The sequence below is a fragment of the Bifidobacterium rousetti genome (assembly GCF_008698235.1).
In the GTDB taxonomy this organism is placed as follows: domain Bacteria; phylum Actinomycetota; class Actinomycetes; order Actinomycetales; family Bifidobacteriaceae; genus Bifidobacterium; species Bifidobacterium rousetti.
The window spans coordinates 35,396-59,322 of the sequence record NZ_PEBH01000013.1 but is presented as its reverse complement, the minus strand read 5'-3'; the positions used below and the strand labels follow the sequence as shown (position 1 = coordinate 59,322).

Below are 23,927 nucleotides of genomic sequence, written 5' to 3'. Positions count from 1 at the left end.
CACACCCCCCTCCCGGTGGTTCGCCCCGCTTGCGGGGAGATGCCCCGTAGGGGCAGAGGGGTTGTGTTTCCTTGTATTATTGGGCGACATTTTGTCCAGATTCTCGGACATTTTGTCCACGTCTGACTCCGGTTCACGGGGCGACATTTTGTCCAAAGCCGTTTCCGGAGAACGGGGCGACATTTTGTCCGAAGAGGGTTGCGCGGAACGGGGCGACATTTTGTCCACGTCGTCCTTCCGCTTCACGGTTGTCCTGGCGGCCGCCTTTTTCGCGTGCCGCCTGACCGAGTCGGCCGTCTTGGCCTGTGTCTCCTCCGTCTGCTCCTTCGGCAGGTTCGAGTCCTTGCAGATCACGTTCCACACGACGGTCCTGCGGTCCCTGCGCACCGGCTGGCCGGTCTTGGGGTCGAAGCCGGCGAAATCCTGTTGACCGAGCTCCACGTATCCTTTTTCGATCAGCGCGTCGATGGCCCGCTGCACGGTCTTGACGGTGATGCCGCAGTCGGAGGCGATGGTGTCCATCGCCGGCCATGCCGCGGTCCCGTCATCGTAGTGGGCGCGCTGCGCCAGGTAGCACAGCACCGTCTTCGTGGCGTTGCGCACGTCGTGCACGTTCTTCTGCACCCATACCATGGTCGTGATGGTCATGGCCTGCTCACTTTCTCAGGACCCCACCATGCGGTCAGATCCACGATCAGATCCACGTCCCCATCCCCTATGGAGGGGGCATACGTGTCGAGATATCCGCTCTCGGCCAGTTCCTCGAGCGAACGCTCGACCTGACGCGCCCGCATGCGGCATGCCTTGCCGGCACGTTCAAAGTTCACGGGGATCGCCTCACCGTCATCGGTGCGGGACGTGCGTGCAAGGTATGCGATCAGCGTGTACTCGCTCGTGGTCAGGTCATCGTCACGCATGCGGTACACGCGTTCAAGAGTCCCGGCTGTCATGGTTCAAGTCCTTCTTCTTGGGGTTTCCGGTCGCTTCCGTCACATGCCCCCGGTCCGATGCGATTCGTTATCCTCGCCTTGCCTTGGGCTGCGAGGGTGTGCGCGTATTGGGTTAGGGCCTGCGCGTTGTCCGGGTCGAGCGCCTCGATGCGTTCGACGCCTTGTCCGTAGGGGAGCCTGTATGGCTCGAGGTCAGGGTTGACCGGGATAAACGTGATCAACGCCTCCCGTGTCCCGTCATCGTGTTTTCCGATGGTCAGGTTGACGGTGGCCCAGCCGACCCTTGTGGGGATGTCCACGTGTTCACCCGCCGTTTGGTTCCCGTCAGCCGATTTGAGCCACGGGTGGGTCGCGTACGCGGGCAGTAGCAGGGGGTCGCCGGTGATGATGAGCCTTGTTCCGTTGCTGCTCATGGTCGTGTCCCTGCTTTTCTGAACACGATCTCGTCGAATCGTTTGGGGTTGTTGATGTCGAGCGGCGTGACGATGAGATCCCTGTTGGTGATCACGGCGATCTGCACGTTCAGGCATCGCATGTAGTGGTCAGCAGCCCCGATGTTGCGTCTGAGGTTGCCGGTGCGGTCGTTGCGGAACAGCTCCACGAGCAGTTCGAGGACCCTGTCGAGCTTGGTGAGGCTGTCGACGAGTCCTTTCCTGTCATCGATGGTGTTTGCCTTCATGTATGCGGCCAGGGTCGGTTCCTGCATGAGGAACCTGTGGATCGCCTCTGGGTCGACCCGGTCGGTTCCCGGGATGAGGAACCTGCCCGTGGGCTGTTGTTCGTTCATGACATGGTCTTTCTGTGATGTTCAAATACCTCATGTTTTCCGTGTTCAGTGCCGTGGGACGTGTCGGCGCCCGTTGTTTCTCCGGTCCGCCGCCCTGCGGGCCGTTCTCGTGATGATCGGGAAGCTGTCGATCGACGGGATCGACCCCCCGCTCTTGTGGCAGTCGAGGATCCATTTACGGATCTCCTGCCGGATGAGCTCGCTGTCCGAGTCCGGCCGGTTGTCCTTGAGGGCTAACTTCCACACCGCCTCCCACGCGTCACGGGTCCGGTATTCGATGCGGATCGCATCCCTGAGCGCCTTGAACTCCCGGTCGTATTTGGGGGTGAGATCGGATTGGTCGGCTTGCTTCTCGTCCCGCTCCCCCATGTCCTCGGTCTTCCAGGTCTCATAGTCGAGCCTGTCGGTCGGCGCCGCTTTGAGCCTTCCATCGGGACCGTATTGGGAATTGATATCGTCGCCGATGTCGAACCTGTTGGCCTGATCCTTCCTGGAGGTGGCGCTCAGCCATTCACGCACCGCGTCCGCGTTCCCCGGATCGTTGGGCATGGGGATTTTCTTGCTGTCTCGTTTCGGCGAGAACGTCATGCCTCCACGATGCTTGGGCCGGTCCCTGTCCAACCATTCGTTCACGGTCGACTTCGCGAGGAAGTTCACAAACGCGGCGAGCTTGCCCCGATGCTCGTAGCCGACCCACCGTGGCAGGGCGTTGAGCGCCTTCTCCGCAAGCTCGCACATCACGTCGTCTGTCCACGAGTCGTACACGCCCAGCAGGTTACGAACACGGTTCCTGTTGTCCTGGATCGCATCCCAGAACATCTCCTGGGTCACGCCCTTGGGCAGCCGCTCGTTCTTGCTCTTGGCCGGTATCTCATCCCAGTGCTCGACGTTCCAGTCGTAGTCGTTCAGGTTGTTGTCACGCAGATCCATCCCCATCGTCTCCTACTTCCAGCTCAACGCCACGTTTTCAAATGTCCGAAGAGCTCCGGATCCTGCTCGCGCAGCCTCCTGAGAGTCCTTTTCGCCGCGCTGAGATTGGGGGCGAGATCGGCCTCCAATGCGCCGCCATGGGTGGGGCGCCCACCCTGACGGGCAAGCTCCTTCGCCCACGCGTACCAGTCAGCGTCCGGCGCCGTCCTCGAACCGGATGGCCGTCGGCCATGCTGTTCAAGAGCCTTCGCCTCACTATGGATGTCGCCATGTTCCATGGGGTTCTCCTTTCATTACCTTTTGTTGGCTCCGAAGAGTTCGGGATCCTCGTTGCGCAGACGCTTCAGGGTCCTTTTCACTGCGCTGAGATTGGGGGCGAGACCGGCCTCCAATGCGCCGCCCTGGGTGGGGCGCCTGCCCTGACGGGCAAGCTCCTTCGCCCACGCGTACCAGTCAGCGTCGGGCTTCACCCCGCCGCTGTTCTTCGCATCGTCGTCCTTCTGTCCCGCCGAACGGTCCTCGATGATCTTGGAATCCTCGACGTCCTCGCCCTGAGACGTTTCATCGCCCGTCTCGGCGGGTTCCGTCTCCGTGCTCACGGTCTTCGCCGCAGCCTTGACGACCGGTCGAACGATGCGTTCCGTCTCCACATTCACCGGCTCAGGTTGCACGGCCGGTTCGGGCGTGGAAACGGGAACCGTCGGAATGACCGGCGTGACGGCCGGTTCGCTCTTCACCGGCTCCTGCGGTACGGGAACCGGCGGGACAGCCATCGGAGTCGTCTGCTGTTCACGGTCGAACGGCATGTCCTCCGTCCGCTGCCGATCCGTGGGGTAATCGACGGTCACGGGGATGCGATCAAGGATGTCGTCGACCGGCGGCACCGATTGCGTGACCGGCATGACCGGCGCGGACGACTCTACGACCGGTTCGACGGGCGGCGTCGGCATCGGCCTTGTCGGCGTCATAAGAGGGGCGGGGGCCGGATTGTGGTGCGTCTCATCCTGTTCGGGGATGTCCTCGAAGTCGGAGAGCCCGTCCAAAGCGGATTCCCGTTCAGGTTGCTCCACCGTCGGCTCCATATCACGCTCCTCGATGGCTCGGCTCTGGTTGGCGAGCCGGCGGGAGGCGACGATGACGATCAGATGCGTGGCGTACATGAACGCGACAGGAGGAATGGACATGATGATGGGCGGCGCCCAGTCCGGAAGCGTGGTCCCGTTGACCGTGACCGCACGAGCGTGCAACATGTTGCCCACGACCGACAGGCACCCGAAGAGCAGGAAGCCCGCCCACGGGTACCAGGTGGACCCGGTGTGCGACTTCTTGAATCCCCAGACCGCCCATGTGCACAGTCCCACGATTCCGTCGACGCACAAAGGGCCCATCCATGCGATCTCCTGGCTCATGCCGCTTGCCATGAACACGATCCTCAGCGCGTCGAAACTGCTGAAGAACGCGAATCCGGCCAGCACGAGCGCGAGCAACACTCCCGGCCACATGACCACATGGCCTTCCCTGCGCTTGACGCCGTTGTTCCCTGTCATGTCCGTTCCTTCCCCTGTCGTGTCCGTCTACGCCGGTCTCTCCTGACCGTCGTCGTCTGTTCCCGTATGTTGGTTGTTCTTGTGGTTGATGATGGTGGAGGTCAGCCGAGGATCCGTTCGAGGATCCGCTGCAGTTCCGTCAGGGAACCGAACATCGACCTCGCCCTTTCGCCTCCTCCGAGCAGCTCCTCGAGCCTCGTGCCGGCGTCGTTCTCCTCGTCATCGGGCTGTCCTTCCGGGGCGGCGGTCAGTTGCGCGAGGATCATGCCGATCCCGTCGAACATCACAAGGAGATCGCCGTTCACCTTGTCGATGACCTCGCTGACGCTGGGGCTGCCCAGCTTCCAGTCATCGTCCTCAAGGTCGTCCTTGAGGGTGTCGACCGCCTCGCTGGCGTCCCGGAACGCGTCGATGCGCGCGTTGATCCACATCTCACGCGTCTGGTCGACCCCGTCCTCGGCGGACCAGAGCGGCTGATCGGAATCGAGGACCTCGCCCTCGATGTCAACGGGATGGATGGTCGTCGCGCTGTTGCCGGCGCTGGCCCGGCGTTCGCGTTCCTCCTGCTTGACCTCGTTAACACGGGACTGACTCAGGCCGGTCGCAGCGGCGATGTCCTTCTCCTTCATTCCGCTTTCGGCCATCTCAAGGATTTTCGCGTTGAACCGGCGACGATCCTCGCCCTTGAGCTCGGAAGGGGCGTACATCCTGCCATCGGTACCCTTCACCGTTTTTGGCTTACCTTCCGGTCCCGCGATCTTGTTTCGAGCTCGGCTTACGGTCATATCGCTGACTCCGAGAGCCGCAGCCAAAGCCTTGTTGCTGATCTGGGCATTGGGATCGAAGTTCAGGATCAGATCCGTACGCTGCTTGGCGCTCAGCTTGACCGCTTCGGCAGTGAAGTTGTCCTTGCAATAGGCAACCCACCCCTCACGACCTTTTGGGTATTCCAGCGCAATCCAAACCCGGCCTTCATACGCTTTCGCGATGTTCGTGCTGAGCTGGTACTGGGCTTCGGCGACATTCAGGAAGTCCCGCTTGATCTCATCCGTGAGCTCAATCGCTTCTTCACGCGTGAACCTGGTCCTCGACTCGTCGAACGTGTTCACAGGGAGCGCTTCATCTGCGAACTTCACGACGGCGTTCTCATCCGCCGATTCCGGTTCCGGCTTCGGCTGTTGAATGATGGTGATGTCGGTGGGCTCGGGCGCATCGTAGTTGGTGGGGTCCTCGATGCTGTCGGCATCCACGACCTCAACGCCGTCAGTGTAATCCACGCCGTCCGAGGCACGATATTCGTCGTTCATATTTTCGGTGGTGGTGTTATCAATGGACATGGTCATTTCCTTTCATCAATCTTTTGGCGATTCCTGATTTGGTTTTGGCTACCAGCCCTGTTCGGGTAATGGCAGACCCGGCAGGGCTTTTTCATGGCGCCGGACCGGTATCGCGTCTCGTTTGGGTGGTTGGGGTGTAAACGCTTTGCAAGCCCGATGGAATGGGGACACGATGATCAATACGACAGGCAACATTGGGGATTTCAATTCCCTGATCCGACAGGAGTCCTCCGACGTCCTCTATGGGGTGTTTCTTGCCGGATCCCACGTGCCCGACCAGGTTGAATGCCGGATGATGTCCCTGATGGCAGCCAGTGCCGCCTCTCCTCTCGAGCGGATATACCTTGCGTTCGACGCACATCGTGCTATCCACGCCGCCGATCGTTGCGACGATGCGCTTGAGACCGGGAGACACCTTGCATTCACCGGTCTTCTGTCGGAGGACGAAATGCTGCCGGTATTCGACAGACCATTCAAAGATCTGGACATCGATCTCCTGGAGCTGGTCACGATGCCCCTCCGGCCGGGTGAGTTCGAGAGGAAAGCCGTCTGCGCCATTCTGAAGCATCGCGCCGATGCGGCGGGCATGCTTCTTTAGTGGATCGGGTAATCCGTTTGACCATACGATGACACTGTTCGACATGATCCTGTTCCTGTCTGCTTTCCTTCTGGCGATTCCTGATTTGGTTGATTCGGTCGGTTGGATGGCAGTCCGATCCGATCGGCGGTATGGCTTATGCGGTCAGGCAGGCATCGTGATGGGAGTTCTCGCGATGTTTGCCAATCGACTGTTTCAGATGGTCGTTCACGTGCACGCCCTGCGCCTCAAGGAACAGCAGGTCCCGTTCCACATGAGGCCCATCAAGCCTTTCGGCTTCGGCGAGGATCTCCTCGACCTTGCCCTTGTAATAAGGGGAGAACGGGAGCCTGTGCTGGGCGTCCTCCAATGAGATGAGCGGAGCCAGATCCGGATCCAAATCAGATACGGTCTTGACTGGCTTGAACACCGCATGATCCACGAGCATGCGGTTGGACGACTTGTCGGCGATCACCAGCCCGATCAGCTCGCCCGATTGTGGAGTCGGTGCCGTGACTGCGGCGGAAACCCAGAGTTGCGCGCCGGTCATGCCATCACCTCCTGTTTTGGCAGTCGGCCGGCGGATAGATCGCACAACCCATAGAGATAATCAATTGACACATGGAAGGTCTGTGAACATACAAGTATTTCGTCCGCCTTGAAGGGGAACTCGCCGGAGAGCTTTCTGGAAGCAGTCGACTGGCTCACTCCAAGCAGCTGTCCGAACTGGCTTTGCGACATCCCTGCTCCCCTTCGAAGACTGTCGATTGTTTTACTTATTTCGTACTTATGCGTCATACGCATAAAGATAGCACTGCGTGTGGAAAAGAGCAAAATCGTCGTATACAATTATGGATATGAAGATTTCATCAGAAGCGAACTCGGAGGCGGCCCTGGCGTTGCAGGACATCGTCTCCAAGAACATTCGTATCCTCATGGCGGCCTACATGACCCAACAAGAGGACTTGGCGTCATCCTTGGGAATCGCGCAAAGCGGTTTGAGCCGCAAGCTCAACAGGCGAACCGATTGGACCGTGTCGGACATCGCCAATGCCGCGGCTTTCTATTCGATCAGCGTCTCGCAACTCGTCACCCCCTTGTCTATCACGTCGAGCGCGCCGGTGGCCTATCGGGGGCAACATGATGTTGCCCCCGATACGATGGGGTTGGCGGGTTCGGTTCAGCCACGTTTTCTGAAGAAGCCCGACCAGGATGACGACGGTTCCCCGAAGACCTCGGGCGTGTCCGGCGCACCCCGTTTCCTCGCGTTGCCGTCCGCCGATGACGCCGCCCTTCTGCGCCGTCGCCGCGGCTATCTTGTGGCGCTTCCGATTGCCGTGTTCGTCCACACTGGCGTCGAAACGCGGCAACTACCTCGATTTCGTGCGCTCGCGTGAACAGAGCCTCGGGCGCGGCGGAAAACATGGCGAATCGTATCTTGATCGGCTGGAACCGGTCGACGAGACCGGGAACGCCGTGCTGAAGATGGCGACGGAACTGTTGCTGCCGGGATTGCGACCGCACGAGCTGGTGATCCTGTCGCGCCTGTGCGGGTTCGCGTGCGGCAACGAACGCGGACTCAACGGGAATGGCGACAACAAGGAATGGCATGGTCCCGCGACGATGGGCCGGGACGAGCTGATGGACGCGATACGGAACGACTTCCCGCAGGCCGATCCATCCGCGTCGCAGTTCGATTCCGCGATCAGCGTGCTCGACTACTCGTACTTCCGTGAGGGCAACCGGAAGCGGTTCGGCGACCTGCCGCTGATCGTGAGCGAGCGCCACGACAGCGACGACGCCACGGAGTATCGGCTCAGCGACCGGTTCGCGTCCATGCTCGCCGCGAACCGCACGTTCCGTGTCTTCCTCGAGGACACGCTGCGGGTCGGTCTGGCCAACTGCCGGGACCTGTTCCGGGACGCCCGCGAGCATCATCGTGACTTCGACCACGCGTTCCTGTACGAGCGCAAGTACTCGCTCGACGACGTGATGCGCCTGTGCGGCTGGAGGAGGGAGAACACGCCGCAGAACGTGGGCGGATACTATCTCGACAAGGAGAGCGGCACGATGCCGATCTTCGTGAAGTACGCCACCAGCCAGTACGAGGACGAGTTCTTGAGCGCGCAGGAGATGCGCTACTTCAGCAAGAACGGGCGCACCCCACAATCCCCCGAGTTCCGATGGCTGCGCGAGAACGCCGGTCCCAAATGGGACAGGACTCATTTCGTGCCGCTGTTCGTCATGCGCAAGGCCGAAGCCGAGACCCCGGACGGCAGGAAGCTCAAGGGCAGCAAATACTACTATGTCGGCCATGTGGCCGCCGTCGAGCACCCGGAGCTCACCACCAAACCGGACGCATCCGGTGACGGCACGGTGAAGGTGACGCTGTCCACGCTGCGGCTCGCCAAGCCGATCGACCCGGAACTCTACCGGCACCTGATCGGGTGAACATATGCCGGAGCATCATATGGACGACAGCGGGATCGACAGCACGATCGGCAGCACGATCGAACATGTCTACGGCCTGTTCGGGGCGCATACGAGCATCGCGGCGCTTTGCGACGCCATCGAACTCGGCTCGGGGATGCGCGACGCCGTTCTGGTGCGCATCATCGACCCGTCGATCACCCTCGAGGAGTTCCGCGGCATCGCATGCCCGGACCGGGCCGATGCCGCGCGCAGGTCCGCGAACGTCATCAACCTTGTCCTCGCCGAAGGGCCGCGGCACCCTTCGCGTGACGACGGCACGCGCATCATGTCGGCCGCCGAAGGCATCTCACGCGAGGCGTGGGAACGGAACAACGCGGATCTGCACGCCGTCGCCGCATACCTCATGTGGGTCTGCGGCGACAGGGGTACCTGCGGACTCGAGGCCAATGCCGCGCTCGCGATCGACGAACACACTCCCCTCGCGAAACTCGTGCTGGACCTGCTCGAGCGCGAAGATGGCATGACCCGCATGACATATCGTTGACAAGCCGAGACCGCGGAACGATCATGAGGACGTGAGCATCAACAGCATCGACATCAAACGCATCTACGACGGACCGGACGCGCAGGACGGATACCGGATCCTCGTGGACCGCCTGTGGCCGCGCGGCATGACGAAGGAACGGGCCACACTCGATCTGTGGATGAAAGACATCGCGCCCTCGACCGACCTGCGCAAGTGGTTCGGTCACGATCCGGCGCGGTTCACGGATTTCGCGAACCGCTATCGCGCCGAACTGGACGCCAACGAGGAGACGGTGGACGAGCTGCGACGCATCATCCTGACGCATGGGAAGGTCACGCTCCTGTACGCGGCCAAGGATCCCGACATCAACCACGCAGCCGTGCTGCGCGACTACATGAACGACCGCATGACCGAGAACGAGACTCGCGACGCATAATGGACGCCCACTGGACGCACGCTGACTGCCGACAGGCACATATGGCACCCATAACACAAATGCCGTCGGAAGCATCCATCGTCATGAACTACGACTGAGCGCTCACTGCGACTGACGTTCCAGCTCCCGATGGCATGCTTCGCGCATAATGTCCGCGAAGGAAATGCCCCGGCGCTCAGCGGCCTCACGCAACGCCTGAGCATCATTCTCAGGCATGCGGAACGTGACTGGCACCATCGGCTCCTCGTACAGCGGTGGACGGCCGAGAGGCTTATTGATCACGAGCTTGCCAGGCTTGCCATGGAAGATACCGTTGTCGGCATCCTCGTCCCACCGGTCGATCATGTCATCGGTGATCTCGATGCCACCTTTCGCCTTGTAATCCGCCATGTCACTCACCTTCTTCCTATCAACTGACCCGCCGAGCATGATCCGCCGCACCGTGCTGACCATCATGAACCACGACTGAGCGCTATCGCATAGCTCACCGCGCACGCTCCCTGAGATGATGCAGATGGTCGCGTATCTCGGCTTCGGTCCGACACTCCACCGCGTCGTCCGGGATCAATCCGAGTTCCTTGGCTTCCGCCTCCACCATCGCCTTACGTGTTTCCTCGGTGGGAGCCAGCCGGACACCCTCGTAACGACGTGGTCTGAATGGTACGCCGTCTTCCACCAACGACTGGCGCAGGAACATGTTCACAGCAGTGGTCAGGTTCATGCCCATGGACTCATAGAGGGCGGCGGCACGCTCCTTGATATCGTCATCAACATTCATAACCAGCTTAGCCATATTAACCTCCCAGCAGATAAACCAATTATATCTATTGTACATATACTAGGTAGATCAATATATCGTCGTCGCGCTCCCCTGCAACCGACTTGAACCGGATGCATCGTTCGAGATCACGATCCGGCAGGCGGCGCATCAGCCCCGCCCTTCGGACGTCCAGACCTCAGAGTCGTTTCAGCTCGGCCAGGGCGGCGTAGTGCAGTACGTCGAACCGCTCCGGGGCGATTCGTTCGAGCATGGCCATGTGCTCCTGCTCCCATGCGGCGATATGCTCCGGGTCGAGCGACGCGCCGATGCCACGGCACGCCTTCATCCGGCCGTTCCAACTCTCTCTGGTGAACGGAACCTTCAGCTTGCGCTCCTCATGATGGACCAGCTCGAAACCCGAGGCGGCGTAACAGGCTGGAACGTCGATCGGATGCATGCGCTCCCCCGCCCCGCTCCAATGCGGGCTGTACTTGAGGACGAGTCGCTCGCTCGCACCGGCGATCCCGTCCTCGAACGGCAGCCACTCCATGACGAGAATCAGGAACCGGCCACCCGGCTTGAGCAGGCGATGCAGCTTATCGCACACGGCCTCATGGTCGAAATACCAGAAGCACTGGCATGCGGTGACCACGTCGAACGAGGCGTCCGGGAAATCGACGTCCTCGACCGAGGACACCCGGTATTCGATGCCATCCACGCCAGCGGACAGGCGCCGGGCCTGCTCGATCTGTTCGGCGGAGATGTCGGTGCCGACCCATGTGGCGCCGTAGCGGACCATGTTGCGCGGCAGCACCCCGGTGCCGGTGCCGAGATCGAGCACATGCTGACCGTCCCGGCACAGGCCTCGATCGAGGATCATCCGGTAGAACTCCGGCGGGTAGATGTCGCGGTATTTCGCGTAATCGGCCGACGCCCTCCCCCAGTCGAACGGCGTGCCGTCATCGATGCGCTCGTCAACGATCATCGCGAATCATCCTTTCCGAAAAGGCCTTGCCCGCCCCTCCTTGCGACCACGCTCCGATTCGGCTGAATCGATCGAACCGGTCGAATCGGCCACAACATAGCATCCCGCGCAGGACAAGTACGCCCCGCGATGCCAGCATGACGTCAGCATAACGCTGACATGATGCGAAAACTAACGTTTGACGATACTATCGCGATGCGATAGTATCGTGGTATGAGAACCAGAACGGAGGAACTCACGGATTTCCTGTACGGAGGCCCATATCCCAAAACCTACCCCACCGGGCTCGAACGCATCCTCATGCGCAAACTCCAGATGATCAAGGCAGCGCACGAGCTACGCGATCTGAAAATACCGCCCGGCAACCGACTCGAACCGCTCAAAGGCAACCTGAAAGGATACCGGAGCATCCGAATCAATCAGCAGTGGCGACTCGTATTCCAATGGGACGACAACAACAAGGAGGCAATCGATGTCCACTTCGACGACTACCACAACTAGCCACTATTACAGCACTCCCGGCCAGATCCTCGACGAGGAGTTCCTTCAGCCGCTCGGCATCAGCCGATACCGACTCGCCAAGGCGATCGGCGTGAGCGAAACCGCCATAGGAGAGATCGTCAACGGGAAACGCCGCATCACCACCGCGATGGCATGGCGACTCGCCAAGGCACTCGGCACCACACCAGACTTCTGGTCGAATCTCCAGACCGACTATGACCTGCTGACCTTCGACCCGAACGATCTGGGCGACATCCGTCCCCTCGTCACCGCCTGAAAGCTGGACACTTCATAGTCATCAGGAATCGACCGACCTGCGCAAGATCCGGTGCCGAGCGCATCGGACGCGGCTCACACAACGCAGGCACACGGGACTGGCCGCGGACCCAGTCGGCGGCCAAGCGACCCACCGCAGGTCCTTCCACTGAGTATGCGTTCCCGGATCGGCGACTGTGGCTTGCATGTCCATCGGTCATGGAGCTGCGACCACAACGACCGCATCCCTGGACTCCTCATCGCAGGAATTGCTCGCGGGCCGCTCCCGACAATGAATATCGTATCGGCCGCTTGCCATGTTCCTGCAGGAGGCCAAGGTCAAGAAGCCCGTTGACGGCGCTCATAAGCCTGGTGTTACCGACCCCGAGCCACGAGCGCAGCCTCCTGCGGGAGACCGGTCGCGGATCGGTGTTGAACAGTTCCACCTGCAACAGGTAGAACAGGATGTCCTTCTGGTCGACGGACATGTGCTCCCATTCGACATATTCGCCGAATTTGTCGTGGGCTGCGGTCAGAGAGTTCCGCTTATCCCCCAGATCGGCGATGATGTTTTTCTGCGCAGTGATGATGAATTTCACCATCCGGTAGCAGAACGGGGATGCATCGGAGCAGTTCAGCGGGAACTGAGCATCGTCGAACGCCTTGTAGTACTGACCTTTGGCGCCGGCTATGACCGGACTGAGCGATATCGCGGTGGGTACGCTCAAGTGTTTGCTCAGCTGCAACGCCAGCAGGAAGCGCCCCGTCCTTCCATTGCCGTCATAAAACGGGTGAATGCATTCGAAGGCGTAATGGCACATCACGGCACGGAGCACCGGCGGTATGCTCGAGTCGGCAAGCAGGGCGATCCATTGGGTGAGTTGCACCTGTATCTCCGATTCGGGGTATGCGCCGTCGTGAAGTTTGCGTCCGTTGCCATCATCCCATATGGAGACCGCACCCTTCCGGAACAGCATGCCGTCAGGCTTGTCCTTGTCGGCTATCTCCCCATCCGTGACCTGATCGTAGATGCTCCTGATGTCCTTGAGGCTGTGGGGCAGTTCAAGACGCCTGCCTTCCTCCCCGGACAGTCCAAGGAACAGTTTCGCGAATTCGGTCAGTCGCCTGTGGGGGCCTGCGCCTGCGGCCGACTCCAACGCGTCGGCTATCTCCTTGCGTGTGGTGCGCACGCCTTCAATGGTGTTGGTGCTTTGCACCTCGGCCCCGATGAGGTCGAACAGGTATGCCCGTTTGGCGAGGTTCGGCAGGCCGTTCCACAGCGATTCCACCTTGCCTTCGAGTTCCCTCACGGCATCGAGCGCCGTGACGAGCTCCCTGAAGCACACGACGAACATCTCATGCTCGTCGAACGTGATTCCAGAACAGAACGTGGACCATCCGGTGATCCGTGACTCGTATTCGCGTTGGGCTGCCTCCACGGGCCTCTGCGTGGACCGAGACATGTTGATAGTCTGTCTGATGCTTTTATAGTCCATCGCTTCTATCACCTCATTTCACCTTATATCGATGCTTGGAACACGAATTTCACTCTTCTATGCGTCTAAAACACTAAAAATCATCATATAGGAAGCCATATAGGACTTGATGACCTGCACATGCGCGTTGATCTCCTCGGCCGTATCGTCATGCAGCAAATCCACCGACATGCCCGTCTTCTTGGCACCTCGTCACACCACGCCCATCCCCTCCTTGCGATCATGCTTCAAATCGGACACAACTTAGCATCCCGCGCAGGACAGATATCGTCGTTGACGTAACGGCGACAAGAGGAACCGCCACCGTCTACTCCCGCCCGTTCTCCGCGACGCCCCCGTCCTGATGCCGCCATCGTTTGAGATCAGGCAACAGCGCCGACATGCAGTCTTCGGCCTGTTCGACGCTGATGTGACAGGACTCGGCCATCATCGGCGCGCACTCGGCGATCAGCTCGTCGCTATCGGCGTAGCTTTGCAGGAACGAGCCGTCGTCATAGCAGTACCGGCAGTAGTCGTCGTTGCGAGTGCCATCCGCTTCGGTGCCACGATCCTCCCCCGGACCTTGGAACGGCATGGCGCAACTCTGGCAGAATCCACCTTCGGGCATTTCCATGAGCCGCATCATCGGAACGTCGAAACGGGTGCTGATAAGCCGTATCATATCGAGACTCGGCTCGGCCGTACCCTGTTCCCACCGGGAGAGTGCCTGTTGGGTGACATACAGTTCGTGGGCGAACCGCGATTGAGTGAGACCGCGTTCCTCGCGCACGCATTTGATGACTTGGCCGACCGACATGATGTACCTCCTGAAGGTGATGGTGCGCGCGCCTCGCTGTGCGCCCGATGCCCTCAGTCTAACCGCGGGCATACGGACTGACCCGCGTATACAACAAGCCGTTGTGCACAACATGAATCACAACGTGCAGCAGTTCAAAGTGGCTGACTATGGGCGGTCATTGTCGATTCAGATCGAACGAGCCAAGCCACCAATTGCGCACCTTCGGGAGCTATCTGCGCAATTGACTGTGCCACTTGGCACTGCCGTCCCGAAGGCAGGCCTCATGCAAGCATCATGCAAGAATCGCCACATGATAAAAACGTTGGAAATACAAGGATTCTGAAACTGGCGGGTCAAGCGTTGGCGTGCTTTCCGCTCCGCCCCTCCGCCAATCGCCTACTCCGATTGCGCACATAACAATCCACATTGCGCATGCAAGTATCCGCAGTGCGCAACCATCACGCCAATCGTGCATGTTGACAACTTTCGACTCAATGATCCGGATGCGCCCGAGCGAAATCGGCAAAATGCCGTTGCACCGATGACAGGACGAACCCCGTGCGATTCATGCGGGTCGATTGCCTTGCTGCCGCGGGTGTGTCATCAGCCTGTGCCTGACAGTATCCGTTCCGTCACCGTGAATCGCTCCAATACCACGAGGGTGTCATCGTCCAGGGGGAAGGTCGGATCTGAAAATTCGGCACGGTATTCGTCGGAGTTCCAGAATGTTTCGTGCGTGGATCGCCATTGCTCCGCGGTCGTATCGCCCTCGCCTTCGTCGATGGCATGTTGGTCGGTGACGTCGGCCAGTCGTACAACGGCCACGTCGGTGGTGGTCAGCACAGCCACTCCATGTCCGTCGGAATCCACCAGTACGGACCGGTCTCCGATTTCAGGCAACGGGTCTCCGCACTCGATGTAATCGATGAGCAGCGCCGCGGTGGCAGTCTTCGTGCCTTCAAGGATGAGTCTGACCAAGCGGTCGCGTTCCGGCCAATTCGCCCTCACCCTGTCTCAGCTCACCCCAAGTTCGAGCTCCCGGAATAAACTTGGCGCAATCGGATAAGGAATAGGGGGAACCGGACAAGATATGAAACAGTACGTGGTGGATGCGTTCACGGATCGGGTGTTCAAAGGCAATCCGGCGGCGGTGTGCCTGCCTGAGTCGTGGCCATCAGACGAGCTGATGGCGAACATCGCGATGGAAAACCGGTTCTCCGAGACCGCGTTCATCGTGCATGAGCCGGATGGATGGCGCCTGCGCTGGTTCACGCCAGGAGGCGAGATCGATCTGTGCGGGCATGCGACACTCGCCTCCGCGTACGTGATACTGCGGTTCGTCGAGCCCGAGGCCAGCGAGGTCCGGTTCCGGACGATGAGCGGCACGCTGACCGTGACACGGCAAAATGGCTCCGGCAACGACCGCAGAGCCACGGACGAAGTCCTCTCGATGGATTTCCCCGCATACGATCTCAAGCCCACACTCGTTACCGATGCGATGGAACAGGCGCTGGGGGCACGACCTCTTGAGGCGTGGCTCGGCCGTGACCTGCTATGCGTGATGGAGAACGAGCAGACCGTGCGCGAGCTCAAGCCCGACTTGGCCGCCCTGACCGAACTGCCCGGCCTGCTGGCCAATATCACGGCCGCGGGGAAGCCCGGCACGGGATTCGACTGCATCTCCCGCTCGTTCGCCCCGAAACTTAACGTGCCTGAAGACCCGGTTTGCGGTTCCGGACACTGCCATATCCTGCCCTATTGGAGCAAGAGACTCGGCAAGGCCACACTCACTGCCTATCAGGCATCCGCACGCGGTGGCGTCATCCAAGCGACGGTGGATGACGGACGTGTCAGCCTCGGCGGAAGCGCGGCGCTGTTCTCCGTCGGCGAGATCCTGCCCGAATGATCGCGTACCACAATGGCCGCATACAGTCCGCGCGAACCCCTACATCGTCAAATCGATATGGAAACAAGCCGGAATCAACGAGAAGAGGACGAAATGAAACTGGTCTACCCGATCATCCTCACCCCATACGGCGACCACAGCGGCGGCTACGTCGTCACCGCCCCGGACAGAAGTCACCATCCCCGGGCATCCGTAGGGAACACGCCGAGTTGCGTTTCCGAGAGTTTCTGGTAAATTAATCGACTGTTGCAAAACGCAGCATCGGACCATAGCGCAGTTTGGTAGCGCACTTGACTGGGGGTCAAGGGGTCGCGGGTTCAAATCCCGCTGGTCCGACCAGAAAGCCCGGAATTTCAACGATTCCGGGCTTTTTTTGTATTCTGCGACACGCCGTGTTCTCGGCATTCTGGACACGTTTTCGGACACAACTCGGGACACAACCGGACACATCGCCACCCCGGCACGCCTCATATCATGGGCATGTCTCCAAACGACTGCGGAATTGCCCCGACCCATCCCCAAGGCTTGCTCACACTTCCTTCACACGATTTTTGTCCATGCCTTCAATCCGGGCCGCATGCGAATGCCCGCTTTGCCAAGTCAGCGGGCGAGGCCCCTACGCCTGATGCAGGGCGCGGTATCGGTGTTCGAGCCCCTCGCGCAGCACCTCGCTGTAGTTGACGCCATGCTGTTCGCCGAACGTGTCGAGCTGTCAGTCTCGAGGGAGTCTTCAACGAGCACTCAGCCCAGCGCTGTTTAGCTTCAGCGCAACAATCTCGCGAAATCACCCTTGATCTCCCGAATTTGTTGCACTGACTTAGACTCAGCGCAACAATCTCGGGAAGTGTGGCCTGATTTCGCGAATTTGTCGCGCTGAGATGGCTGAGGTACCTTTGGGCACATTGTCTAGTTCGAGCGGATAGTTGACGTATGTCTCGGGGCATGGTTGACGGGGTGTCCTGGGGCATGGTTGACGGGGTGTCCTGGGGCATGGTTGACAGGTTGGTGCCGGTTGATTGGTGTATGGATGCACAATCACAACAGCAGACACCAGCACATTCCAGTGATGATGGTCCCGCGGCCCGTAGCGAGTTCCTGCGCAACAAGGCCATCGTCAACGCGATCCTCGCCGGCATGCCGGTCTCCGAGGCCGCCCGCCGTCACGGCGTCACCAGGCAGTGGGCGAGCGAGCTGAAACGCAGGCACGGGCGGGAGGGCGAGAAAGGTCTCCTGCCGCGTTCCCGTCGCGCGCGCCGCATCGCGAACAGGACCGGGAAGGAGACCAGGGAGCGGATCGTGGCGCTCCGGCGCGAGCTGGACGCCGCCGGTCTGGACTCGGGGCCGGAGTCCATCGCCGCCAGACTCGAGCGGGAGGGCGTCAGGCCCCCGGCGAACTCCACGATCCACCGGATCCTCAGGGAGGCGGGCCTGGTGCGCCCCGAGCCGAGGAAACGGCCCAGATCCTCGTACGCGAGGTTCGAGGCCGACCTGCCCAACGAGACGTGGCAGTCGGACTTCACCCACTGGCCGATCGCCGGCGGTCTGGACGCGCTCGTCGTCTCCTGGCTCGACGACCACTCGAGGTTCCTCCTGTACTCGCGCGCGTACGCGACGGTCACCATGAAGACCATCGAGGAGTCGTTCCGCCAGGCGTGCTCCCGGTACGGGATCCCCGCGTCCACGCTCACCGACAACGGCACCGTGTACACGACCCGCCTGCACTCGGCCGAGCCCGGCCCGTTCGAGCGCACGCTCGCGCTGATGGGCGTGCGCCAGAAGAACGGCAGCCCCTACCATCCCCAGACCCAGGGCAAGATCGAACGCTGGCACCGCACCCTCAAGCAATGGCTCGCGGCCCGGCCCCTGGCCCGGGACCTCGACGAACTCAACCGCCAGCTGGACGAGTTCCGCCGCGAGTACAACGAGGAACGCCCCCACCGCGCCCTCGACCGGCATACGCCCAGAGAGGCGTACGAGGCCAAGGGCAAGGCCGGCCCCGACCCCGAGATCGCCGCCCGCGAACAGGCCAGACGCGACGAGGAGGAACGGCTCCGGGCGAAGCGCGAACCTCCGACAGCCGTCGATGTGACCGTCCCGCCCGTCCGCCGCAGGGCCGACGGGCGCGGCTGCGTCGCGCTGAGCGCCGCCGGCCGCCGCCGCACCGTCAACATCGGCAAGGAGAACGCGGGCAAGGTCGTGGAACTGGAGGTGGTCCACGGCGTGATCACCGCCATCGACCCGGACACCGGCGAGATCCTCGTCGACCAGACGCTCGACACCACCCGGGAATACCAGCGCCGCCGACCGCTGCCGAACGTCAACCATGCCCCAGGACATGCGTAAACCATGCCCCGAGACATACCGTCAACCATCCCCCGAGACATACGTCAACCATGCCCCGAGACAATACAGTACCTTTGGGCACATGACACTTGGGCACATGACCCACGAAACACCGCAAACCGCCGCGCGCAGGAACAACGGGACACCGGAAACGGGACAGACTCGGAAGAAGACGAGGACGGAAACGAGAACAGAGATCCCGATAAAGACCTCAACAGAGACCTCGATGAAGGGACCAACAAAAACTCCAACAAAGACCTTGACAAAGACCCCAACAAAGACGCCGGCAAGGTCTTCAACAAAGTCAACGACGGAGAAATACGCGCGGGGGACGCGGTCGTACACGATGTCGCACATCCGGGGCAAGGACACGTCGATCGAGGTGATGGTGCGCAGCTATCTGTTCCGCCGGGGGCTGCGGTTCCGCAAGAACGACAGGCGCTACCCCGGTCATCCGGACGTGGTGCTGCCGAAGTACCATACGATCGTGTTCGTCAACGGGTGCTTCTGGCACATGCACGAGGGATGCCCGAAATACTCGATGCCGAAGTCGAACGTGGAGTTCTGGACCGCGAAGCTCCTGCGCAATCACGAACGCGACGTCGCGCAAAAAACCGCGCTGGAACGGGATGGTTGGCGGGTCATCACGGTATGGGAGTGCGAGCTGGCGAAACCGGTGCGCGATGACCGATTGGCGCGTCTCTACGATGAGATCGTCGGGAGCCATCGGGGATAGTGCCATGGATAGCTATGGATAGCGCTATATGAAATCAGAAGTCGTTCTTTTCAGCGCAACAATCTCCCGAAAGCAGCCTTGAGCTCCCGAAAGCAGCCTTGAGCTCCCGAAATTGTCGCGCTGAGTCAGCGTCAGTGCAACAATTTCCGGAAATCACCCCTATGCTCCGGAGATTGTTGCGCTGAGACGAAGTCAGTGCAACAATCTCGGGAAACCAAGGGAGATTTCCGGAAATTGTTGCACTGACACAGCGAGATGGACCCGCTACTCGCGCGCTACTCGCGCTACTCGCGCGCTACTCGCGCTGCTTCCGCTATATGGAGCGACTTGCGCTACTTGCGCTTCTTTTCGCGGATGTTCACTGAGATCTGGATCGGCGTGCCCTCGAAACCGAACTCCTCGCGCAGCGAACGCTCGATGTAGCGGCGGTAGCCGTGCTCGAGGAAGCCGGTGGCGAAGATCACGAAACGCGGCGGACGAGTCGAGGCCTGCGTGGCGAACAGGATGCGCGGCTGCTTGCCACCGCGCAGCGGGTGCGGGTGGGCGGACTGCAGCTGACCGAGGAAGGCGTTGAGCTTGCCTGTGGGGATGCGCTTGTCCCACGACTCGAGCGCCTCACGCATCGCCTTGGCCAGACGGTTGGTATGCCAGCCGGTCTTGGCGGACAGGTTCACGCGCTGCGCCCAGGTGACACGCTCGAACTCGGTGGCCCACAGACGCTCCAGACGCTGACGGTCGAAGTCGTCCATCTTGTCCCACTTGTTGAACACGAGCACGATGGCACGGCCCGCGTCCACGGCGGAGCTCATCACCTTCAGATCCTGATCGGAGACCGGCACGGAGGCGTCGAACAGGACGAGCGCGAGCTCGGAGCGTTCGATGGCGGCCTGCGTGCGCAGGGACGAGTAGTATTCGGCTCCCTTGAGCCTGTGCTGGCGGCGCTTGATGCCGGCCGTGTCGATGAACAGCCAGTCCTCGCCGTCGATGTCGATGACCTCGTCGACCGGGTCGCGCGTGGTGCCGGCCAGATCGTTGACGACCGCGCGCTCCTCGTGCGCGAGCTGGTTGAGCAGCGACGACTTGCCGACGTTCGGACGGCCCACAAGCGCCACGCGGCGCAGGCCGTAGGGCGTGAGGAACCCGGAGGTCTTCTGCGCCTTCCTGAGGCTGTCGAGCGCCTCGTCAAGCAGATCGCCCACTCCCCGCCCATGCATGGCGGAGATCGAATGCGGCTCGCCCAGACCGAGCTTCCAGAACTCGGCGGCGAGGTATTCGCTTTCACGGTCGTCGATCTTGTTGACGGCGAGCGTGACGGGCTTGCCGGATGCGCGCAGCATCCTGACGATGCGCTCGTCCGTGTCCGTCAGTCCGACCTGCCCGTCGACGACGAGCACGACGGCGTCGGCGAGGTTCACGGCGACCTCGGCCTGCGAGGCGATGGCGGAATCGATGCCCTCGACGTCGACCTCCCAGCCGCCGGTGTCGACGAGCTTGAAGTCGGTGCCGGCCCATTCGGCGTCGTAGCTGACGCGGTCGCGGGTGACGCCGGGCGTGTCCTCGACGACGGCGACGCGCTTGCCGAGGATGCGGTTGACGAGCGACGACTTGCCGACGTTCGGACGGCCCACGATGGCGAGCACGCCGACCTGCTTCGGGCCGGACTCCTCACCGGAGCCGGATGCGACGCCGTCGCGGCCGATCAGCGCCTCATCGCCCTCGTCGAGGTCGTAGCCCTCGAGGTTGGCGGCGTACTGCTCGTACTCCTGCTCCTCGATGGCCTCGTCGACGAGCTTGACGAGCGCGTCGAGGGTCTGCTCGAAGGTCAGGTCCGAGTTGTCGAGGGTGACGACGCCGTCCGCGGCCTTAAGGAAGCTCGTGGTCTTCGAGTCGATGCGGTCACGTGCGGCGACGTCCTCCGCTCCCACGCCGGCGGCGCCGACCGCCTGACCGGTGCGACGGGCCTGACGGACCTCCTCGCGGGCGGTCATCAGCACGCGCACCTCGGCGTCCGGGGCGACGACGGTGGTGATGTCACGGCCCTCGACGACGACGCCGAGGCCGCCGGAGAAGGAGTCCGCGGACGCCTCGCGCGCGATGTAGGCGCGCTGGGCGGCGATCAGCACGTTGCGCACCGGGATGACGCCCGACACCTTGGAGACGTGCGTGGAGACCTCGGACGAGCGGATCGCCTCGGAGATGTCCTCGCCGTCGGCGGTGACGCCCGGCCGGTCCGGGTCGACGGAGATGTCGAAGTGGTCGCCGGTGAAGAACTCGCCGACGGCCTCGGTGACGACGCGCTCGTCGACCTCGTCAGCGTCGAGGTCGATGCCCTGCTTGAGGCACCACCACGCGCAGGCGCGGTACATGGCGCCCGTGTCGAGGTAGGCGAAGCCGTAGTACTTGGCCAGCGCCTTCGACGTCGAGGATTTGCCGACGCCGGCGGGCCCGTCGATGGCGACACGGATCACAGGCCGACCTCCTTGGACAGGGATCGCACCTCGGCCTGGCTCAGCACGCGGTAGGAGCCGGACTTGAGCTCGCCGAGCTTGATCGGGCCGATCTGGGTGCGCACGAGGCGCTTGACCGGGAAGCCGATCGAGCCGAAGATGCGGCGCACGATGCGGTTCTTGCCGGAGTGGAGCACGACCTTGACGATCGTGGCGTCACGGTTCGAGTCGATGATCGCGCAGTGGTCGAGCTTGATCCAGCCGTCGTCCAACTGGACGCCGGTGGTGACGAGTCGGCGGCACACGGTGCCGGAGATCTTGCCCTCGATCGTGGCGATGTAGGTCTTCTCGACCTCGTACTTGGGGTGCATGACGTGCTGGCTCAGTTCGCCGTCGTTCGTCATGAGGATGAGGCCTTCCGAATCGTAGTCCAGACGGCCCATGTGGAAGATGCGCTCGTACTTGTCGCCGACGATGTCGCGCAGCGTGTAGCGGCCCTTCGGGTCCTCCATGGCGGACAGGACTCGCCTGGGCTTGTTGAGCGCGAGGGTGACGTGGTCGTTGCTGATGCGCACACGGGATCCGTCGACGCGGATCTGCTGGTGCTCGGGATCGACGCGGGTGCCGAGTTCGGTGACGAGTTCCCCGTCCACCTCGACACGGCCTTCGGTGATCATGAGCTCGCACTTGCGGCGGGAACCGAATCCGGCCTGAGCGAGCAGCTTCTGAAGGCGAATGCCTTCCTGATTGTCTTCATGCGCCTTTCTGGCGCGGGAATATGCGTTTGGCATCGTTCTCCCAACGTGGCCTAGGGTATTTCCAACCTTGATAGTGTATCGTGACCCCCGGTCCTTGCCCGGCCTCCGACCCGCCGCACTGCCGGTCCGCGCTGCCGGTCCGCACTGCTAGACTGACATCGTCCTCGGGGCGGGGCCCCGGCAGGGACAGGCAGTATCGCATATCGCATGATTGAAGGATTGATATGACATCACAGGACAACGTTACGAAGGAACAGCCGTGGCCGATTCGGGTGGGGGCCGAACTGGTCGGCACCTTCCTGATCTGCTTCGCCGTCTACATGTTCGGCACATTCGGCTCGATCGTCATCAGCGCCAACCTCGCCTACATCGCGCTCGGCACGGGTGCCGCCTACGCCGCCGCCGTGTACGCGCTCGGATGGGTCTCGGGCGGCCACTTCAATCCGGCGGTGACCGTGGCGGCCATGCTCACCGGCAGGACGAAGCTCGTGGACGGCGTCCTCTACATCGTCTTCCAGACGCTCGGCGCCGCGCTGGCCGCCCTGCTGCTGCGCTTCCTGCTGCCCACCTCCAGCACCGTGACGCTCTCGCAGTGGCTGACGACCGCCGTCAACGGCTTCGACAAGGGTTCCGTCGCCTACACGACCCTCAACCAGTACGGTCTCAGCCTCTCCATCACGCAGGCGATCGCCGTCGAGATCGTCGCCGGGCTCGTCATCGTCGGCACGGCGATGGCCACCTACGGCACGAGGCGCTACGCCGCGTCGACCGGCGTGGCCTACGCGCTCGCCGCGGCGGTCACGTTCCCGGTGACCGGCGCCGCCCTGAACCCGGCCCGCTCCACCGGCATCGCGATGATCGCCCAGAACCAGGGTCTGCAGGTCGAGCCGCTGAGCCAGCTGTGGGTGTTCTGGATCTGCCCGGTCCTCGCCGCGGCGCTGGTCGCGCTGGCGATGATCGTCCTGCAGATGGTCCACGCGCCGAAGTCCAAGGGCGATGATCCGAAGCAGCTGGACGGATACGACGAGGCCGCCGCCTCCGCTGGGGAGACGACGGCCGTCGAAGGGTCCGAGTCCGATGCGTCCGCGTCCGCGTCCGAAACGTCTGCGTCCGCGGCTACCGTCGCCGGATCAGTCGAACCAGGAGAGGTATCCGCTGAAGTAGAGGGCCAGCAGGCCCAGTCCGAGGCAGATGCCGATAGTGGCGTCGAACGCCACTGACCTCACCTTCCAGGGGCTGCGTTCGCGCATGATGAGGCGCAGCAGCCCGGTACCGATGGCCGTCACGGAGATCAGCACCGTGGCGGCCATCGTGTATCCGAGGACCGCGACCACGCCGGAAAGGACCACGGCCACGGCCACGCACCATTCGAACCACGGCTTGCCCTCGTGGTCCTCGGAGACATAGGGATGATTCTTCATAATCGAGTGGGAATCGGT

30 protein-coding genes, 1 tRNA gene and 1 pseudogene are annotated in these 23,927 nt (G+C 61.8%); 12 read left to right on the top strand and 20 right to left on the bottom strand.

Annotated elements, in window-relative coordinates:
• The 8 genes from CSQ85_RS11775 to CSQ85_RS11740 form a co-directional block, all read right to left on the bottom strand.
• A partial coding sequence (locus CSQ85_RS11775; protein WP_190973030.1) for a helix-turn-helix domain-containing protein occupies positions 1-624 on the bottom strand: 624 nt, incomplete at its 3' end.
• A 20-nt stretch (positions 625-644) separates the two neighbouring features.
• Positions 645-950 carry a hypothetical protein gene (locus CSQ85_RS11770; protein WP_150384155.1) on the bottom strand — a complete coding sequence of 102 codons (306 nt, stop codon included), beginning with the start codon at positions 948-950 and terminating at the stop codon, positions 645-647.
• A complete protein-coding gene (locus tag CSQ85_RS11765; RefSeq protein ID WP_150384154.1) occupies positions 947-1,363 on the bottom strand; it encodes a hypothetical protein in 417 nt (138 codons plus the stop codon). Before CSQ85_RS11765 ends, CSQ85_RS11770 begins: the two co-directional genes overlap by 4 nt.
• Complete coding sequence (locus tag CSQ85_RS11760) at positions 1,360-1,737, bottom strand: hypothetical protein (RefSeq protein WP_107040922.1); 378 nt, start codon at positions 1,735-1,737, stop codon at positions 1,360-1,362. Before CSQ85_RS11760 ends, CSQ85_RS11765 begins: the two co-directional genes overlap by 4 nt.
• Before the next feature lie 45 nt (positions 1,738-1,782).
• Complete coding sequence (locus CSQ85_RS11755; protein WP_150384153.1) at positions 1,783-2,673, bottom strand: hypothetical protein; 891 nt, start codon at positions 2,671-2,673, stop codon at positions 1,783-1,785.
• A gap of 17 nt (positions 2,674-2,690) precedes the next feature.
• Positions 2,691-2,945: a hypothetical protein gene (locus CSQ85_RS11750; RefSeq protein WP_150384152.1), complete on the bottom strand. Its 255-nt coding sequence runs from the start codon at positions 2,943-2,945 to the stop codon at positions 2,691-2,693.
• A gap of 15 nt (positions 2,946-2,960) precedes the next feature.
• Positions 2,961-4,214 carry a DUF2637 domain-containing protein gene (locus CSQ85_RS11745; RefSeq protein WP_150384151.1) on the bottom strand — a complete coding sequence of 418 codons (1,254 nt, stop codon included), beginning with the start codon at positions 4,212-4,214 and terminating at the stop codon, positions 2,961-2,963.
• A 101-nt stretch (positions 4,215-4,315) separates the two neighbouring features.
• Complete coding sequence (locus CSQ85_RS11740) at positions 4,316-5,551, bottom strand: hypothetical protein (protein ID WP_150384150.1); 1,236 nt, start codon at positions 5,549-5,551, stop codon at positions 4,316-4,318.
• 172 nt (positions 5,552-5,723) lie between these two features.
• Between CSQ85_RS11740 and CSQ85_RS11735 the strand changes: the two genes are divergently transcribed.
• Positions 5,724-6,149: a hypothetical protein gene (locus CSQ85_RS11735; RefSeq protein ID WP_107040927.1), complete on the top strand. Its 426-nt coding sequence runs from the start codon at positions 5,724-5,726 to the stop codon at positions 6,147-6,149.
• 136 nt (positions 6,150-6,285) lie between these two features.
• Here the strand turns inward: CSQ85_RS11735 and CSQ85_RS11730 are convergent, their stop codons facing one another.
• Positions 6,286-6,678, bottom strand: a complete 393-nt coding sequence (locus CSQ85_RS11730; protein WP_150384149.1) for a hypothetical protein — start codon at positions 6,676-6,678, stop codon at positions 6,286-6,288.
• A complete protein-coding gene (locus CSQ85_RS11725; protein WP_190973029.1) occupies positions 6,675-6,926 on the bottom strand; it encodes a helix-turn-helix domain-containing protein in 252 nt (83 codons plus the stop codon). The genes CSQ85_RS11730 and CSQ85_RS11725 overlap by 4 nt, the downstream gene beginning before the upstream one ends.
• A gap of 59 nt (positions 6,927-6,985) precedes the next feature.
• On the opposite strand from CSQ85_RS11725, the gene CSQ85_RS13465 reads away from it, so the two are divergent.
• The 4 genes and pseudogenes from CSQ85_RS13465 (at position 6,986) to CSQ85_RS11710 (ending at position 9,523) form a co-directional block, all read left to right on the top strand.
• Positions 6,986-7,525, top strand: coding sequence for a hypothetical protein (locus tag CSQ85_RS13465; protein ID WP_223846967.1), 540 nt, complete (start codon positions 6,986-6,988; stop codon positions 7,523-7,525).
• Positions 7,476-8,579 (top strand): annotated as a pseudogene (locus CSQ85_RS11720) (DUF3427 domain-containing protein); the annotation flags it as partial. The gene CSQ85_RS13465 and the pseudogene CSQ85_RS11720, both read left to right, overlap by 50 nt.
• A gap of 4 nt (positions 8,580-8,583) precedes the next feature.
• Positions 8,584-9,105 carry a hypothetical protein gene (locus tag CSQ85_RS11715; RefSeq protein WP_190973028.1) on the top strand — a complete coding sequence of 174 codons (522 nt, stop codon included), beginning with the start codon at positions 8,584-8,586 and terminating at the stop codon, positions 9,103-9,105.
• 31 nt (positions 9,106-9,136) lie between these two features.
• Entirely contained in the window at positions 9,137-9,523 is a 387-nt protein-coding gene (locus CSQ85_RS11710; RefSeq protein WP_107040931.1) for a DUF488 domain-containing protein, read from the top strand.
• Between the two features lie 102 nt (positions 9,524-9,625).
• On the opposite strand, the gene CSQ85_RS11705 is transcribed toward CSQ85_RS11710, so the two are convergent.
• From CSQ85_RS11705 to CSQ85_RS11695, 3 genes are all read right to left on the bottom strand, one after another.
• Positions 9,626-9,913, bottom strand: coding sequence for a ribbon-helix-helix domain-containing protein (locus tag CSQ85_RS11705; RefSeq protein WP_107041008.1), 288 nt, complete (start codon positions 9,911-9,913; stop codon positions 9,626-9,628).
• A 94-nt stretch (positions 9,914-10,007) separates the two neighbouring features.
• Positions 10,008-10,316 carry a type II toxin-antitoxin system RelB/DinJ family antitoxin gene (locus CSQ85_RS11700; protein WP_107041009.1) on the bottom strand — a complete coding sequence of 103 codons (309 nt, stop codon included), beginning with the start codon at positions 10,314-10,316 and terminating at the stop codon, positions 10,008-10,010.
• Positions 10,317-10,479: 163 nt separating this feature from the next.
• Complete coding sequence (locus CSQ85_RS11695; protein WP_150384145.1) at positions 10,480-11,268, bottom strand: class I SAM-dependent methyltransferase; 789 nt, start codon at positions 11,266-11,268, stop codon at positions 10,480-10,482.
• A 213-nt stretch (positions 11,269-11,481) separates the two neighbouring features.
• Here CSQ85_RS11695 and CSQ85_RS11690 point away from each other — a divergent pair, with 213 nt between their 5' ends.
• The gene (locus CSQ85_RS11690) at positions 11,482-11,769 is read left to right on the top strand and encodes a type II toxin-antitoxin system RelE/ParE family toxin (protein WP_150384144.1); all 288 of its coding nucleotides are present in this window, start codon (positions 11,482-11,484) and stop codon (positions 11,767-11,769) included.
• Positions 11,741-12,046, top strand: coding sequence for a HigA family addiction module antitoxin (locus CSQ85_RS11685; RefSeq protein ID WP_150384143.1), 306 nt, complete (start codon positions 11,741-11,743; stop codon positions 12,044-12,046). Before CSQ85_RS11690 ends, CSQ85_RS11685 begins: the two co-directional genes overlap by 29 nt.
• 235 nt (positions 12,047-12,281) lie before the next feature.
• On the opposite strand, the gene CSQ85_RS11680 is transcribed toward CSQ85_RS11685, so the two are convergent.
• The 3 genes from CSQ85_RS11680 to CSQ85_RS11670 all read right to left on the bottom strand — a co-directional run bounded on the left by CSQ85_RS11680 (position 12,282) and on the right by CSQ85_RS11670 (position 15,276).
• Positions 12,282-13,463: a Fic family protein gene (locus tag CSQ85_RS11680; RefSeq protein WP_223846965.1), complete on the bottom strand. Its 1,182-nt coding sequence runs from the start codon at positions 13,461-13,463 to the stop codon at positions 12,282-12,284.
• Positions 13,464-13,827: 364 nt separating this feature from the next.
• Complete coding sequence (locus CSQ85_RS11675; protein ID WP_150384142.1) at positions 13,828-14,316, bottom strand: zinc ribbon domain-containing protein; 489 nt, start codon at positions 14,314-14,316, stop codon at positions 13,828-13,830.
• Positions 14,317-14,901: 585 nt separating this feature from the next.
• Positions 14,902-15,276, bottom strand: coding sequence for an ASCH domain-containing protein (locus tag CSQ85_RS11670; protein WP_263390573.1), 375 nt, complete (start codon positions 15,274-15,276; stop codon positions 14,902-14,904).
• A 112-nt stretch (positions 15,277-15,388) separates the two neighbouring features.
• Here CSQ85_RS11670 and CSQ85_RS11665 point away from each other — a divergent pair, with 112 nt between their 5' ends.
• The 3 genes from CSQ85_RS11665 to CSQ85_RS11645 all read left to right on the top strand — a co-directional run bounded on the left by CSQ85_RS11665 (position 15,389) and on the right by CSQ85_RS11645 (position 18,547).
• Entirely contained in the window at positions 15,389-16,204 is an 816-nt protein-coding gene (locus tag CSQ85_RS11665) for a PhzF family phenazine biosynthesis protein (protein ID WP_150384140.1), read from the top strand.
• A 262-nt stretch (positions 16,205-16,466) separates the two neighbouring features.
• A tRNA-Pro gene (locus CSQ85_RS11655) sits at positions 16,467-16,543 on the top strand.
• Between the two features lie 684 nt (positions 16,544-17,227).
• Positions 17,228-18,547 carry an IS481 family transposase gene (locus tag CSQ85_RS11645; protein WP_150384139.1) on the top strand — a complete coding sequence of 440 codons (1,320 nt, stop codon included), beginning with the start codon at positions 17,228-17,230 and terminating at the stop codon, positions 18,545-18,547.
• A 21-nt stretch (positions 18,548-18,568) separates the two neighbouring features.
• On the opposite strand, the gene CSQ85_RS13460 is transcribed toward CSQ85_RS11645, so the two are convergent.
• Positions 18,569-18,904, bottom strand: a complete 336-nt coding sequence (locus CSQ85_RS13460) for a hypothetical protein (RefSeq protein ID WP_223846970.1) — start codon at positions 18,902-18,904, stop codon at positions 18,569-18,571.
• Here CSQ85_RS13460 and CSQ85_RS11640 point away from each other — a divergent pair.
• Positions 18,894-19,283 (top strand): very short patch repair endonuclease, encoded by a 390-nt coding sequence (locus CSQ85_RS11640; protein WP_263390572.1) that lies wholly within the window; start codon positions 18,894-18,896, stop codon positions 19,281-19,283. The two genes, CSQ85_RS13460 and CSQ85_RS11640, sit on opposite strands and share 11 nt — an antisense overlap.
• Positions 19,284-19,615: 332 nt before the next feature.
• On the opposite strand, the gene der is transcribed toward CSQ85_RS11640, so the two are convergent.
• Both der and CSQ85_RS11630 read right to left on the bottom strand, forming a co-directional pair.
• A complete protein-coding gene (gene der, locus CSQ85_RS11635) occupies positions 19,616-21,751 on the bottom strand; it encodes a bifunctional cytidylate kinase/GTPase Der (RefSeq protein ID WP_150384138.1) in 2,136 nt (711 codons plus the stop codon).
• On the bottom strand, positions 21,748-22,521 hold the full coding sequence (locus tag CSQ85_RS11630) for a pseudouridine synthase (RefSeq protein ID WP_107040948.1): 774 nt from the start codon (positions 22,519-22,521) through the stop codon (positions 21,748-21,750). Before CSQ85_RS11630 ends, der begins: the two co-directional genes overlap by 4 nt.
• A 191-nt stretch (positions 22,522-22,712) precedes the next feature.
• Here CSQ85_RS11630 and CSQ85_RS11625 point away from each other — a divergent pair, with 191 nt between their 5' ends.
• Positions 22,713-23,708, top strand: coding sequence for an aquaporin (locus CSQ85_RS11625; RefSeq protein WP_150384137.1), 996 nt, complete (start codon positions 22,713-22,715; stop codon positions 23,706-23,708).
• Here CSQ85_RS11625 and CSQ85_RS11620 read toward each other — a convergent pair.
• The gene (locus CSQ85_RS11620; RefSeq protein WP_107040950.1) at positions 23,619-23,909 is read right to left on the bottom strand and encodes a DUF3017 domain-containing protein; all 291 of its coding nucleotides are present in this window, start codon (positions 23,907-23,909) and stop codon (positions 23,619-23,621) included. The two genes, CSQ85_RS11625 and CSQ85_RS11620, sit on opposite strands and share 90 nt — an antisense overlap.
• Positions 23,910-23,927 lie beyond the last annotated feature (18 nt).

Coding starts and splice junctions, on each gene's coding strand:
- CSQ85_RS11770 (WP_150384155.1), bottom strand. CDS start 950: ATGACAGCCGGGACTCTTGAACGCGTGTACCGCATGCGTGACGATGAC.
- CSQ85_RS11765 (WP_150384154.1), bottom strand. CDS start 1,363: ATGAGCAGCAACGGAACAAGGCTCATCATCACCGGCGACCCCCTGCTA.
- CSQ85_RS11760 (WP_107040922.1), bottom strand. CDS start 1,737: ATGAACGAACAACAGCCCACGGGCAGGTTCCTCATCCCGGGAACCGAC.
- CSQ85_RS11755 (WP_150384153.1), bottom strand. CDS start 2,673: ATGGGGATGGATCTGCGTGACAACAACCTGAACGACTACGACTGGAAC.
- CSQ85_RS11750 (WP_150384152.1), bottom strand. CDS start 2,945: ATGGAACATGGCGACATCCATAGTGAGGCGAAGGCTCTTGAACAGCAT.
- CSQ85_RS11745 (WP_150384151.1), bottom strand. CDS start 4,214: ATGACAGGGAACAACGGCGTCAAGCGCAGGGAAGGCCATGTGGTCATG.
- CSQ85_RS11740 (WP_150384150.1), bottom strand. CDS start 5,551: ATGTCCATTGATAACACCACCACCGAAAATATGAACGACGAATATCGT.
- CSQ85_RS11735 (WP_107040927.1), top strand. CDS start 5,724: ATGATCAATACGACAGGCAACATTGGGGATTTCAATTCCCTGATCCGA.
- CSQ85_RS11730 (WP_150384149.1), bottom strand. CDS start 6,678: ATGACCGGCGCGCAACTCTGGGTTTCCGCCGCAGTCACGGCACCGACT.
- CSQ85_RS11725 (WP_190973029.1), bottom strand. CDS start 6,926: ATGACGCATAAGTACGAAATAAGTAAAACAATCGACAGTCTTCGAAGG.
- CSQ85_RS13465 (WP_223846967.1), top strand. CDS start 6,986: ATGAAGATTTCATCAGAAGCGAACTCGGAGGCGGCCCTGGCGTTGCAG.
- CSQ85_RS11715 (WP_190973028.1), top strand. CDS start 8,584: ATGCCGGAGCATCATATGGACGACAGCGGGATCGACAGCACGATCGGC.
- CSQ85_RS11705 (WP_107041008.1), bottom strand. CDS start 9,913: ATGGCGGATTACAAGGCGAAAGGTGGCATCGAGATCACCGATGACATG.
- CSQ85_RS11700 (WP_107041009.1), bottom strand. CDS start 10,316: ATGGCTAAGCTGGTTATGAATGTTGATGACGATATCAAGGAGCGTGCC.
- CSQ85_RS11695 (WP_150384145.1), bottom strand. CDS start 11,268: ATGATCGTTGACGAGCGCATCGATGACGGCACGCCGTTCGACTGGGGG.
- CSQ85_RS11690 (WP_150384144.1), top strand. CDS start 11,482: ATGAGAACCAGAACGGAGGAACTCACGGATTTCCTGTACGGAGGCCCA.
- CSQ85_RS11685 (WP_150384143.1), top strand. CDS start 11,741: ATGTCCACTTCGACGACTACCACAACTAGCCACTATTACAGCACTCCC.
- CSQ85_RS11675 (WP_150384142.1), bottom strand. CDS start 14,316: ATGTCGGTCGGCCAAGTCATCAAATGCGTGCGCGAGGAACGCGGTCTC.
- CSQ85_RS11665 (WP_150384140.1), top strand. CDS start 15,389: ATGAAACAGTACGTGGTGGATGCGTTCACGGATCGGGTGTTCAAAGGC.
- CSQ85_RS11645 (WP_150384139.1), top strand. CDS start 17,228: ATGGATGCACAATCACAACAGCAGACACCAGCACATTCCAGTGATGAT.
- CSQ85_RS11640 (WP_263390572.1), top strand. CDS start 18,894: ATGTCGCACATCCGGGGCAAGGACACGTCGATCGAGGTGATGGTGCGC.
- CSQ85_RS13460 (WP_223846970.1), bottom strand. CDS start 18,904: ATGTGCGACATCGTGTACGACCGCGTCCCCCGCGCGTATTTCTCCGTC.
- CSQ85_RS11630 (WP_107040948.1), bottom strand. CDS start 22,521: ATGCCAAACGCATATTCCCGCGCCAGAAAGGCGCATGAAGACAATCAG.
- CSQ85_RS11625 (WP_150384137.1), top strand. CDS start 22,713: ATGACATCACAGGACAACGTTACGAAGGAACAGCCGTGGCCGATTCGG.
- CSQ85_RS11620 (WP_107040950.1), bottom strand. CDS start 23,909: ATGAAGAATCATCCCTATGTCTCCGAGGACCACGAGGGCAAGCCGTGG.